Raw genomic sequence first — 12455 nt, 5'->3', positions numbered from 1 at the left:
GCTCCGGGCATGACGGGGGCGAGCGCGGAGGCTGACGTGCGCCCGTCCCCGACCCGTCGCCGTGGGCCCGTCGGTCCTCGCCTCGTGCTCGTCCTGGTCCTCGGCACCCTCGCTCTGAGCCTGGCTGTCACGCTGCTGGTGGGAGGCGGCCAGGTCTTCGCCGCCGCCGGGGCGTCCCGACGGCTGGTGCTGCCGCTGGTCTACCTCGGGGCCGTGCTGATCGTGCTCCACCTCGGCACGGGCGGGCGGCGGGTGCGCCTGGGCCCGCTGTGGCTCTGGGCGCCGCTCCTGCTCGCCGCGCTGAGCGGCCTGGTCAACCTGGGCGGTTTCCTGACCGACGGGCTGCCGACCAACGCCGTCCAGGGCGTCCTGCTGCTCGGCGGCTTCTCGCTGCTCGGCGTCTGCGGCGCGGTCGCCGGGCGGTGGGACGAGCGGCAGCGCTACTGGCTGCTCGCCGGCACCACCGTCGCAGCCGTGCTGGCGGCCAGCCTGCGCACCCTCACCCTCACGCCGTACGGCGCACTGGTCGTGCCCGCCGTCTTCCTCGCGCTGCTGATGACCCTGAAGGGCCGCCAGCACCGACTGGCCTGGGGGGCGGGGACCGTGGCGCTCGCCGTGCTCGGCTCGCAGGCCCTGAGCCCCGGGCCGGGGCTGCCCATCAGCATCGCGGTGCTCGGCCAGATCGCGGTGTGCGCCGGCGTCGTGCTCGTCGCCGTGCTGCCCCGCACCCTGCGCGCGGCCGCGATGACCGTCGGCACGCTCGGACTGCTCGGCGTCGTCGCGCTGCCCGGCGTGACGGCGTACCTCAGCGGCGAGTACACCGGCGACGACGTCACGCTTGCCCAGCGCGCCTACGAGACCCAGCAGGTGCTGCACGAGGTGCAGGAGACCCCGCTCGGCCCGCTCATCGGGCGCGGGCCTGCCGCCACCGTCGACCTGACCGACTCCCCCGACCGCGAGACGCTGCGCCAGTCGGGCCGCGACCTGCTCCGGGTCGACGACGTCCACCTCGTCACGTCCTACGTCATCCTCAAGGCCGGGGCTCTGGGGCTGCTGTGGTGGCTGGGCCTGGTGCTGGTGATCGTGCGCTACCTGTGGTCGACGCTGGTGGCGGCGGAGGTCGACGTCTGGCGCGCGGCGCTGCTGCTCTTCGTCACCAGCGGCCTCGTCGCGGGGTTCCCGGCGGGCACCGAGACGTTCTCCAATCCGCTGCTGCCCCTGCTCCTCGGCGTGCTCTGGGCCGAACGCCGTGCCGACTCCGACCGGTCGCACCGGCTGGTCCTCGACCGGTCACGACGCCGTTCGCTCGCAGCCCCGTCTGTGACGCCGTCTGCGACCCGGCCCTAGATGCCGCGCAGCTCCGTGCGGCTGCTGGTCACGACGGCCGACCAGCTCGCCTCCAGCCTGGGCAACTTCGTCCTGGTCTTCAGCCTCGCTCGGGCCGCCACCCCCGAGCAGTTCGGCACCTACGCCCTCGGCGTCGCGGTGCTCAACCTCGCCCTGGCCCTGTCGCGCTCGGTCGTGGCGACGCCGTTCACGATCGACAGCAGCACCGACGACACCTCAGTCTCGGTCGCCCGCTCGTCGTGGCTGGCGCTCGCCGTGGGCACGCTGCTGGCGATCGGCGCGGCGCCGTTCGTCGTCGCCGCGGCGGTGCGTGACCCCGCCCTCGCCTGGGTGCTGCTGGTGTGGGCGCTGGCCCTGCCGCTGCTGACCCTGCAGGACTTCCTGCGCTACGTCGCCGTGGCGCGTGGCCGACCCGGGGCGGCCCTGGTCGCCGACGGCACCTGGACGCTGGTCGTGCTCGTCCTCTTCGGCTACCAGGTGCTCGCCGCCTCGCCCGCACCCGCGTGGGTCTGCGCCCTGGTGTGGGCCGCGGGGCTCGTCGTGGCGACCCTGGTGCTCGTCGGCGCCGGTCTCGCCGAGCGTCCGCGCGGCGCGGGCGCGTGGGCGTGGCTGGTCGGCGACCGGCGCCACGCCCAGCTCGCCGGCGACGCCGCCCTCGCGGGTGGTGGGCCGATCGTGGTGCTGAGCCTGGTCACGCTGCTCGTCGGCGCCGACGCCGTCGCGGCGCTGCGAGGCGCCTCGACGGTCTTCGGGCCGCTCAACACCCTGATGGCGGCCTCCATCCTCGCCCTCGTGCCCGAGGTGCGGCGGCGGCGCGACGCAGGCGGGGAGCGGCTGCTCGTGGGCGTCACGGCGGTGCTCTGCACGGTCGCAGCGGGGTTCGGTCTGGTGATGGCGCTGCTCGTCTCCGACGACCTCGGCGCCGCCCTGCTCGGCGCGACGTGGCCGCTCACCGACCGGGTGCTGCTCGCCACGACGGTGGAGTACGTCGGCATCGCCCTCATGACCGCCGGCGTGGTGTGGTGCCGCGCCAAGAACCGCGTCGACGTCGCGCTGCGCTTCCAGGTGGCCCAGTGGGTCGGCCTGCTCGCGGCCGTCGCCGTCGCCGGGCTCGCGGTCGGCACCGCGCGCGGCGTCGCCGTCGGGCTCGCCGTCGTCGGCCTCGCGACCGGCGCCGCGTGCCTGCTGCGGGCGCGGCGGCTGCCCTACTCCTGAGCGCCCGGGCCGGACGTCACGACGTTCTCCCTGACGACCACGTCGTCGCCGTCGCTGTGGAGCAGCGGCAGTCCCAGCGGGGTGACGTAGCGGTTGCCCTCGACGACGACGTCGAACGGTGCGGTCAGCCCGGGTCCGCCCGCACCGAGGAAGACGGCCTGGAACGGCGCGCGGTTGGCGGTCGCGTCGAAGAGGTTGTCGCGCACGACCACGTCGTGGGAGCCGTTGACGACGAAGACGTGGGAGGCGTAGTCGCGCGCGGCGGTGAAGCAGTCGCGGAACGCGTTGCGGCTCACGACCACGCGCGCCGAGCGGTCCTCGACGTGCACGGGCTCGAAGAGGTAGCCCTCGAAGTCGTTGCCGCTGACGACGGCGTCCTGCACGTTGGCCAGGCCGACGCCGATGCCCGAGCCGTCGGCGACCGCGCGGTTGTCGCGGAACTCGCTGTCCTCGACCCGCACTCGCCGCATCGAGCCCGCCGGGGCGTTGAACTCCAGGTCGTCGGCCCGGTTGTCGCGGAAGCGCGAGCCGCGCACCGTGATGCCGGTGTAGGCCGACGCCACCTCGTTGCTCTGGAACAGCCCGTAGTCGACCCCCTCGACCGTGATGTCGTCGAGCAGGATCGCCTTGGAACCACCGTCGACCTGACGCAGGTCGATGCCGTGCAGGGTCGCGCCGAACCGCGCGCCGGCCCCGTCGGTCCCGCCGTCGATGCGCACGCCGTCGAGGGTGAGCCCGCGGGTGACGTAGAGCGCGAGCACGACGCCGTAGCAGTCCTCCACCCGCTCGAGGGTGAGGTCGCGCAGGGCGATCGAGCCGCCCGCGAGCCTCAGCAGCTCGACGTACTGGTCGGAGGCGGCGCAGCCGAGCTGGAGCCCCGACGCCGGCCCGCTCCCCTGCACCGTCACACCCGAGGGCACCAGCAGGAACGGGTCGTCCTCGAGCGACGGGCTCACCAGGCACGGCCGGTCCGGCAGCTCCAGCACCCCACCGCCGAGCTCGCCGAGTCGCGTGAGGACCGCCTCGAGGGCGGGGCGGTCATCGGTCGTGCCGTCGCACACCGCGCCGAACGCCGTGAGCTCGAGGCGCGCGCCGCTCGCCGGGACCTGGTACGGCGTGCTGCCGGTCGTCGAGGGCAGCGGCCGCGGCACCACCGCGCCGCCGACCGTGAGCACGAGGGCCAGGGCGAGGAGAAGGAACAGGGGCCTCGCCCGGCGCGCGCTCACGCGTGCGGGCGACTGAGGCCGAGCACCTGGCGGGCCACGCGGGTGCGGGTGTCGTCGCGGGGCCCGGCCGCGGCGACGATGAGCCGGTGGCGCACCCGCATCAGCGGCATCCGCAGGTGGCTCGCGACGAGGTCGGAGGCCCGGAGGTCTGCGCGTTCGTCGCGCCGCAGCCGCCGCGTGAACCCCACCTGGTCGGCGATCCCCTCCGAGCTCTGGGCCGCCGACGACGAGCCGGAGCCGATGCGGAAGCCGACGAGCGTCTCGTCGAGCCCGACGAAGTCGCCCCGCTGCAGCAGCGCGAGGGTGAGCGCGAGGTCGTGGGCGATCCAGGGCGCGTCGGCCGGCACGCCCCCGATCGCCTCGTAGTCGGCACGGCGGAACATCAGGTTGGCGTAGGCCCCGAGCGGGTTGCCGGTGTGCCGGACCACCCGGCGCACGACGGTCCGCCGGTCGCGACGCCCCACCAGGTCGCCGTGGCGCAGGCTCCGGTCGGGGTAGAGCACCCGGTCGTCCTCGTCGATCATGTGCTGACGGCAGCTGACCACCGCGACGCCGGGATCGGCCAGGGCGGCGACCTGGCGGGCGAGCACCGTCGGGTAGAGGACGTCGTCGGCGGCGAGGATCTTCACCAGCGGCGCGCGGGCGAGCCCGACCGCGCGGGCGACGTTCTCGGGCCCGGGCACGGTCTCGGCGTTGTCCACCACGCGGATGCGCGAGTCGTCGAAGGAGCGCACGACCTCGCCCGAGCGGTCCGGGCTGGCGTTGTGGACGACGACCAGCTCGAAGTCGCCGAACGTCTGGTCGAGGACGCTCTGCACCGTCCGCGCGACGAACCGCTCCTTCATGTAGAGCGGCACGCAGACCGAGACGGCCGGCACGTGCTCCGGACGTCCGGGGTCGCCACGACCCGGCTGCGCCCCGCTCGCCCCCGTCACGCGGGTCAATCTAGCCCTCACGTCCGTTGTCACCGGCAACGAACCCGTGGTGCGGGTGGTTGAGGAAGGACGAAGTCCTGTCTCGAAACCCCTCCCACGAACAGGTGGTTTCGAGACGGTCGCTGCACGACCTCCTCAACCACCGGCGGCGCCGGTCCCGGTGGTCGAGGAAGGACGAAGTCCTGTCTCGAAACCACTGGACATCAGACGTGGTGTCGTGACGGTCGCTGCACGACCTCCCGACCACCGAGGCGGCACGACCTCCCGACCACCGACGTGTGGCCGCCTAGGGTGGCCGCGTGTCAGCGATGCGCGACCTGTCGGGGTTCACCGGGGCCGGCTACGACGTGGGGCGCGGCCGTCTGACCCAGGCGTTGTGGCTGCTGGTCTCGGGCACGGTGTTCGTGCGGTGGTGGTGCCCGGCCCGGCTGCGGGTGGCCATCCTGCGGGCCTTCGGGGCCACGATCGGCGAGGGCGTGCTGGTGCGCCACCGGGTGCGGGTGCACTGGCCCTGGAAGCTGACCGTCGGCGACCACTCCTGGATCGGGGAGGGCGCCTGGTTGCTCGACCTCGAGCCGATCACCATCGGCCGCCAGGTGTGCGTCTCGCAGGACGTGCTGCTGTGCACCGGGAGCCACGACCGCCGCTCCCCGACGTTCGAGTTCGACAACGCCCCGATCACGATCGGCGACGGCGCCTGGGTCGCGGCCCGGGCGACCGTGCTGCGCGGCGTGCACGTCGGCGAGGGAGCGACGATCGGGGCCACGGCGCTCGTCGTACGCGACGTCCCGGCGCACGCCACGGTCACCGCGCCCCCGGGAGGGTGAGCACCCCTCTCACCACCTGCGACAGAGTGGGCACGTGCCAGCCGCTCTCATCACCGGGATCACCGGACAGGACGGGCTCTACCTCGCGGAGTTCCTGATCGCGAAGGGCTACGAGGTCCACGGTCTGATCCGTGGGCAGGACAACCCCAAGCAGCACCTGGTGCGCTCGCTCGTGCCCGAGGTGCAGCTGCACCGCGGCGACCTCACCGACATGACCAGCCTGGTGCGCGCCCTGCGCGACTCCCAGCCCGACGAGGTCTACAACCTCGGCGCCGTCTCGTCGGTGGCCTACTCCTGGGACAACGCCCACCTCACGACCGACGTGACCGCGGTCGGGGTGCTCAACGTCCTCGAGGCACTCCGCCTGCACCTCGGCGACGACCCGGGGCGGGTGCGCTTCTACCAGGCGTCGAGCTCGGAGATCTTCGGCAAGGCGCAGGAGACCCCGCAGACCGAGCGGACCCTGCCCTGGCCGCGCTCGCCGTACGGCGTCAGCAAGGTCTACGCGCACTACCTCACCATCAACTCGCGCGAGTCCTACGGGATGCACGCCTCCTCCGGCATCCTCTTCAACCACGAGTCGCCGCGCCGCGGCCTGGAGTTCGTGACCCGCAAGATCAGCCACGGCGTCGCGCGGATCGCGCTGGGTCTCCAGGACGAGCTGGTGATGGGCAACCTGGACGCCCACCGCGACTGGGGCTTCGCCGGCGACTACGTCGAGGCCATGTGGCTGCAGCTGCAGCGCGACGAGCCCGACGACTACATCGTCGCCACGGGCGAGACGCACGCGGTGCGCGACTTCGTCGCGACCGCCTTCCAGCACGTGGGCATCGACGACTGGGAGCGCCACGTGCGCACCGACCCGCGGTTCACGCGCCCGGCCGAGGTCGACCACATCGTCGGCGACGCCAGCAAGGCGCGCACCGAGCTCGGCTGGAAGCCGCGGGTGGCGTTCCGCGAGCTCGTGGCGATGATGGTCGACGCCGACCTCGCCGAGCAGTCCCGGCAATCGGGCCGCACTTCTGACCTCCACACTCGGCGTGACGTCAAGATTGACTAGACAGTCAAGGAAAACCCCTCAGACGCGCGCCAGCGCCGCCGACCGTGCACCAAGGACGATCCGATGACCGCACCGGATCGACGCTGGGCCCCGGCAGCGTGCCGGGGACCCCGAGGATCCGGAGGGCACCCGTGGACCACGCCACGACCGCACGACTCGAGCCGTCCGACGTGCTGGACGCGCTCGACGGACTCGTCGCCGTAGCGCGCCTGGACGCCGACGGCACCGTCGTCGACGCCGGCGCTCGGCTGTGCGAGCTGCTGGGTCGCTCGTCCGAGGAGCTGCGGGGCCGACACCTCGCCACGCTGCTCCGTCCGGAACGCGCCGGCACCGAGGGCGAGGGGAGCACGACGTGGGAGCGCCTGCTCGCCGGCCCGTCGGAGACCGCCTGGGTGCGCGACGACGGCTCGACGGTCTGGCTCCGGGGCGAGTGCCGTCCGCTCGGCTCCGGTGTCCTCTACGCCGCCACCGAGACCGTCGAGCCGGTCGACGACGAGGCGGCTGCCGCGGCCGAGCTGGCCCGCGCGGAGGTGGAGGCACGACTGGCCGCGGTCGACCGCGCACAGGCGGTCATCGAGTTCGACCTCGAGGGCAACGTGCTGGCCGCCAACGACAACTTCCTCAGAGCGATGGGCTACACCCAGCGCGAGGTGGTCGGGCAGCACCACAGCATGTTCTGCACCGAGGAGCACACCCGCTCGGTGGAGTATCGCGACTTCTGGCTGCGCCTCGGCAAGGGCGAGGTGATCGCCGGACGGTTCCACCGGCGCGGCAAGTACGCCCGCGACGTCTACATCCAGGCGACGTACAACCCGGTGCTCGACCTCACCGGGGAGCCGGTCAAGATCGTGAAGTACGCCTACGACGTCACGAGCGAGGTCGACCGCGAGCACCGGGTCGCCCGTGGTGCGGAGGAGATGACCGAGACCGTCCGGGCGCTCGCCGAGTCGATCGACGACATCGCCGCCGAGTCCCGGACGGCGACCGAGCTCGCCGCACAGACCCACGGCAACGCCGAGCAGGGCGTCGAGGCTCTCCGTGCCTCGATCGAGGCGATCCGGTTGATCCAGCGCTCGTCCGGTGCGATCGCCGACATCGCGAAGGTGATCTCCTCCATCGCCGAGCAGACCAACCTGCTCGCCTTCAACGCCTCCATCGAAGCGGCCCGCGCGGGCGAGCACGGGGTCGGCTTCTCCATCGTCGCCGGCGAGGTGCGCAAGCTCGCCGAACGCTCCTCGCAGGCCGCGAGCGAGATCGGTGAGCTGATCGCCGAGGCGGCCGACCGCGTCGACCAGGGCTCGGACGTCTCCAAGCGCGCCGAGGGAGCCTTCGAGCGCATCGTCTCGAGCGTCGTGCGCACCAACGAGGCGATCCTGGCGATCTCCGGCTCCACCAAGAAGCAGCAGCGGGCCTCCGAGCGCGTCAACGAGCTCATCGCCGAGCTCTCGACCGAGCGGTGACCTCATGAGCCCCGTCATGAGCGAGGTGGACGAGGTGCGGCTGGGGCTGCTGCGTGCGGCCGGCATGGACGTCGCGCTGCCGCTGGAGGCACTGCGCGAGGTCGTCCCCCACCCCGAGGAGCTGGCCGCACTGCCGGTGCGCGCCCCGGGTCTGCTGGGCGCGATGGCGCTGAGGAACGCCATACTGCCCGTCGTCGACCTGGGCACAGTCGCCCACGTCGAGGGCGCGGAGGCCGGCACGGGCCGCGTGGTCGTCGTCGTGGTCCACGAGGGACGGCTCGTCGGCGTCGTCGTCGACGAGGTGCGCGGGGTGGCGAGCGTGGAGCGCGACTCCCTCCAGTCCGTCGCGGCCGCGGGGGCCCCGCTGCTGTTCTCACACCTCGTCCAGGTCGGCGAGGACGCCGTGTGCGTGAGCGTCCTGGACCCCGCGGCCCTCACCGGCCTGCCGGGCGTGCCGAGCGTCGAGGAACGCCGTGCCGCGGTGTCCGCCGCCGACACCGCCGACGGCACCGGGCCAGGCGTCGAGGAGGGCCGGCCCTCGCTCACCGTCGTGCGCTGCGGCGGTCAGCTCCTGGCCCTGCCGATCGCCGAGGTCCGCACGACCGTGCCGCTGACGAGCGTGACCCCCTCGGTGCTGACGGGCGGCGCCTGCCTCGGCACGACGGTCCACGGCGGACGCGAGCTGGCGGTGCTCGACCCGATGACGCTGCTGGGCCTCGAGCCCCTGTCCTCCGACCTCGTGGCGGCCGGTGTCGTCGTGCCGGCAGGCGCCGGCGACGTCGTGCTCGCCGTCACCAGGCTCGAGCTGCTGCAGCACTCCCCCGGCCCCACGATGCCCGTCCCGCCGCAGGCGACCCGCCGCAGCGACCTCGTCGACGGCGTGCAGCAGCTCGGGGACGACACGTGCCTGGTCCTGCGGGCCGAGGGCCTGCGCGCCGACCCCGACGTGGCGGCGTACGCCGCGCTCGGGTGCGCGGTGGCCGAGGCGACGCACGAGTCCGTCGACGACGACGTCGCCGCCACGGGCCCCACCTGCCTGACCTACGCGGTCGGCGGGGTCCTCGTCGCGACGCCGCTCGACCAGGTCGTCGAGATCCTGCCGTCGCCCGCCGAGCTCACCCGCACCCACGTCGCCGACGTCAGCGGCCTCGTGGTCCACCGCGGCCAGACCGTGACCGTCGTCCCGCTCGGCCCGCTCCTCGGCCGCACCACGACCGAGCCGGGAGCCGGGTGCCTGCTGCTGGTCGAGGTCGACGGACGCCACGTCGGGTTCGCGGTCGACCGGCTCCAGGACATCCGGCCGCGCACCTGGGCGGACCCCGAGGCGCCGACCGGGCCGGACCGGGCCGCCCCGCGCCGCCTGCTCGAGACCTCGCCCCTCGTGCGGGTGGCCGGCGTCGACCGGCTCCTGCCCGAGCTCGACCTGCACCGGGTGGCGCGCGCCCTACTCGACGGCAGCACCGTCGAGGCGCCCGTGCTCGCGCTCGAGGAGGCCGTCGCATGAGCACGATCGCCGCGGAGCAGCTGCGACTGCGCAGCCACGACTACCGCGCTCCCAGCGCTGCCGACGTACGACGCCTCCTCGCGGCCACCGGCGACGAGGTCGACAGTCCGTGGCGGGCGGCCTGCGAGCAGCTGGAGCTCGACGACTCCCCCGACACCCTCACCCTCGCCGATCTCGAGCGGGTGGCGACCACCGTCGGGCGCGGCGGCGGTGTGGTGGGCCTGCTCGCCCGGTCGACCGCGATCCGGATCGCGACCTACCGCGAGCTGGCCGCGCGCGCAGAGCAGGCCGCCGCACCGCCGTGGGACTGGGCCCGGCGAGCCCTCGACGAGCTGCTCCGCACCCGAGTGCCCAGCCGACGGAGGCTGCAGGAGATCGCCGACCTCGACCCCTTCAGCCCCGAGATCCGGCCCGACCTCGACCAGGTCGCGGCCCGCGCCGCCCAGCGCACCGGCGCGGCGACCGGCGCGGTCAACATCCTCCTGGAGGGCGCGCAGGGCACGGTCGGACAGCACGGGATGCCACAGTGGATCCTGCGCGCGGGTGGCACACCGGCGGAGTGGAGCTTCTGCTCCACGATCCGGCGGACCCGGGAGCCGCACGTGGTCCCCGACGCCCACGCCGACGTCCTGCACCGGGTCAACCCCCTGGTCTTCCACGAGGGCACGGCGAGCTACGCGGGCGTGCCCCTGGTGACCCCGCGCGGCGAGGTCGTCGGGACCTGCTGCGTGGTCGACACTCAGGCGCGGGAGTTCACCGACGCCGACCTCGCCGCCCTCGCCGAGGAGGCCGCGACGGTCGTCGAGACGCTCGAGGAGCGCCGGTCCGCCCGGGCGCGACGGGGCGAGCTGTCGGGCTGAAGGCCGCCGCTGAGGTCAGTGGTCGAGCAGACTCAGCAGGTAGGTGCCGTAGCCGCTCTTGACCAGCGGCTCGGCGAGCTCGCGCAGGCGGGCGTCGTCGACGAAGCCCATCCGCCAGGCGACCTCCTCCGGGCAGCCGATCTTGAGGCCCTGGCGGTGCTCGATGGCCCGCACGTAGTTGCCGGCCTCGTTGAGGTCGTCGACCGTGCCGGTGTCGAGCCAGGCGGCCCCGCGGGGCAGCACCTCGACCTGGAGGCGCCCCTCCTCGAGGTAGATCCGGTTCAGGTCGGTGATCTCCAGCTCGCCGCGCGGCGAGGGCTTCAACGACGCGGCCTTCTCGACGACGTCGGGGGCGTAGAAGTAGAGGCCGGGCACCGCGAAGTCGCTCTTCGGCTCGGCCGGCTTCTCCTCGAGCGAGAGCGCCTTGCCGGACTCGTCGAACTCCACGACGCCGTACGCCGTGGGATCGGCCACGCGGTAGCCGAACACCGCAGCGCCGTCGAGGTCGTCGAAGCGGTTGAGCCGGGAGCCGAGGCCGGCGCCGTAGAAGATGTTGTCGCCCAGCACGAGGCCGACGTGGTCGTCGCCCACGTGGTCGGCGCCGATGACGAAGGCCTGGGCGAGGCCGTCGGGCGAGGGCTGCACGGCGTAGGAGATCGAGATGCCGAACTGCGAGCCGTCCCCCAGGAGGCGGCGGAACTGCTCGGCCTCGTGCGGGGTGGTGATGACCAGCACGTCCTGGATGCCGGCGAGCATCAGCGTGGTGAGCGGGTAGTAGATCATCGGCTTGTCGTAGACCGGCATGAGCTGCTTGCTCACCGCGAGGGTGATGGGGTGCAGCCGGGAGCCGGTGCCTCCGGCCAGGATGATTCCGCGCATGGCTCGCGACCCTAACGAGGATCACAGCGCCTGGAAAACCGGAGAGGCCGGCGAGATGGCCTAGGGTCGGGGCCCGTGGACCGCATTCTCGTGACCGGCGGCGCCGGCTTCATCGGCTCGAACTTCGTGCACCACGTGGTGCGCAACACCGAGGCCCGGGTGACCGTCCTCGACAAGCTGACCTACGCCGCCAGCGAGGCCTCGCTGGCCGAGCTCCCCTCCGACCGGGTCGAGCTCGTGGTCGGCGACATCGCCGACGCCGAGGTCGTCGACCGGCTCTTCGCCGACCACGACGCGGTGGTCCACTTCGCGGCCGAGTCGCACAACGACAACTCGCTGCACGACCCCTCGCCGTTCGTCCAGACCAACATCATCGGCACGTTCACGCTGCTCGAGGCGGCGCGCAAGCACGACACCCGTCTGCACCACGTCTCGACCGACGAGGTCTACGGCGACCTCGAGCTGGACGACCCGAAGCGGTTCACCGAGGACACGCCGTACAACCCCTCCTCGCCGTACTCCGCCTCCAAGGCCGGCTCCGACCACCTCGTCCGCGCCTGGGTGCGCAGCTTCGGGGTGCGGGCGACGATCTCGAACTGCTCCAACAACTACGGCCCGTGGCAGCACGTCGAGAAGTTCATCCCCCGGATGATCACCAACCTCATCGACGGCGTCCCGCCGAAGGTCTACGGCGACGGCCTCAACGTCCGCGACTGGATCCACGCCGACGACCACTCCTCGGCGGTCCTGGCGATCCTGCGCGACGGGCAGTACGGCGAGACCTACCTCATCGGCGCCGACGGCGAGCGCAACAACCTCCAGGTGGTGAAGGCCCTGCTCGCGGCGTTCGGGCGCAGCGAGGACGACATCGAGTTCGTCACCGACCGCGCCGGTCACGACCGCCGCTACGCCATCGAGTCCGGCAAGCTGCGCTCGCAGCTCGGCTGGTCGCCGCGCTTCGAGGACTTCGAGGCCGGTCTCGCCGACACCGTCGAGTGGTACCGCAGCCACGAGGAGTGGTGGCGCCCGGCCAAGCAGGCCACCGAGGCGTTCTACGCGTCCAAGGGCCAGTGACCCACCACCCGATGGTTGAGGAGGTCGCGCAGCGACCGTCTCGAAACCCCTCTCGCGAAGGCTGGAAC

At 73.1% G+C, this 12455-nt stretch carries 11 protein-coding genes; 8 read left to right on the top strand and 3 right to left on the bottom strand.

From position 1 onward, the window contains the following. Positions 1-9: 9 nt before the first annotated feature. Both GRQ65_RS10225 and GRQ65_RS10220 read left to right on the top strand, forming a co-directional pair. Positions 10-1347: a hypothetical protein gene (locus GRQ65_RS10225; protein WP_160877823.1), complete on the top strand. Its 1338-nt coding sequence runs from the start codon at positions 10-12 to the stop codon at positions 1345-1347. Beyond that, positions 1348-2562, top strand: a complete 1215-nt coding sequence (locus GRQ65_RS10220; protein ID WP_160877822.1) for an MATE family efflux transporter — start codon at positions 1348-1350, stop codon at positions 2560-2562. It begins immediately after the preceding gene. Here the strand turns inward: GRQ65_RS10220 and GRQ65_RS10215 are convergent. Together GRQ65_RS10215 and GRQ65_RS10210 are read right to left on the bottom strand one after the other, a co-directional pair. Further along, positions 2553-3788 (bottom strand): right-handed parallel beta-helix repeat-containing protein, encoded by a 1236-nt coding sequence (locus GRQ65_RS10215; RefSeq protein WP_160877821.1) that lies wholly within the window; start codon positions 3786-3788, stop codon positions 2553-2555. The genes GRQ65_RS10220 and GRQ65_RS10215 overlap by 10 nt on opposite strands. After that, positions 3785-4723 (bottom strand): glycosyltransferase, encoded by a 939-nt coding sequence (locus GRQ65_RS10210; protein ID WP_160877820.1) that lies wholly within the window; start codon positions 4721-4723, stop codon positions 3785-3787. The genes GRQ65_RS10215 and GRQ65_RS10210 overlap by 4 nt, the downstream gene beginning before the upstream one ends. 308 nt (positions 4724-5031) lie before the next feature. On the opposite strand from GRQ65_RS10210, the gene GRQ65_RS10205 reads away from it, so the two are divergent. The 5 genes from GRQ65_RS10205 (at position 5032) to GRQ65_RS10185 (ending at position 10434) form a co-directional block, all read left to right on the top strand. Further along, complete coding sequence (locus GRQ65_RS10205) at positions 5032-5550, top strand: WcaF family extracellular polysaccharide biosynthesis acetyltransferase (RefSeq protein ID WP_160877960.1); 519 nt, start codon at positions 5032-5034, stop codon at positions 5548-5550. A 34-nt stretch (positions 5551-5584) separates the two neighbouring features. Beyond that, positions 5585-6610: a GDP-mannose 4,6-dehydratase gene (locus GRQ65_RS10200; RefSeq protein ID WP_160877819.1), complete on the top strand. Its 1026-nt coding sequence runs from the start codon at positions 5585-5587 to the stop codon at positions 6608-6610. 131 nt (positions 6611-6741) lie between these two features. Beyond that, positions 6742-8070 (top strand): methyl-accepting chemotaxis protein, encoded by a 1329-nt coding sequence (locus tag GRQ65_RS10195; protein WP_202387876.1) that lies wholly within the window; start codon positions 6742-6744, stop codon positions 8068-8070. Positions 8071-8086: 16 nt separating this feature from the next. Next, positions 8087-9574 carry a chemotaxis protein CheW gene (locus tag GRQ65_RS10190; RefSeq protein ID WP_160877817.1) on the top strand — a complete coding sequence of 496 codons (1488 nt, stop codon included), beginning with the start codon at positions 8087-8089 and terminating at the stop codon, positions 9572-9574. Then, positions 9571-10434 (top strand): GAF domain-containing protein, encoded by an 864-nt coding sequence (locus GRQ65_RS10185; RefSeq protein ID WP_160877816.1) that lies wholly within the window; start codon positions 9571-9573, stop codon positions 10432-10434. Before GRQ65_RS10190 ends, GRQ65_RS10185 begins: the two co-directional genes overlap by 4 nt. Positions 10435-10449: 15 nt before the next feature. Here GRQ65_RS10185 and rfbA read toward each other — a convergent pair whose 3' ends face one another. Beyond that, positions 10450-11313 (bottom strand): glucose-1-phosphate thymidylyltransferase RfbA, encoded by an 864-nt coding sequence (gene rfbA / locus GRQ65_RS10180; protein WP_160877815.1) that lies wholly within the window; start codon positions 11311-11313, stop codon positions 10450-10452. Between the two features lie 75 nt (positions 11314-11388). Here rfbA and rfbB point away from each other — a divergent pair, with 75 nt between their 5' ends. Beyond that, positions 11389-12387, top strand: a complete 999-nt coding sequence (rfbB, locus tag GRQ65_RS10175; RefSeq protein WP_160877814.1) for a dTDP-glucose 4,6-dehydratase — start codon at positions 11389-11391, stop codon at positions 12385-12387. The last annotated feature ends 68 nt before the right edge of the window (positions 12388-12455 follow it).

Origin of the sequence: Nocardioides flavescens (genome assembly GCF_009823805.1) — a bacterium.
Taxonomy (GTDB): domain Bacteria; phylum Actinomycetota; class Actinomycetes; order Propionibacteriales; family Nocardioidaceae; genus Nocardioides; species Nocardioides flavescens.
This window is presented reverse-complemented; position numbering and strand designations above follow the sequence as displayed.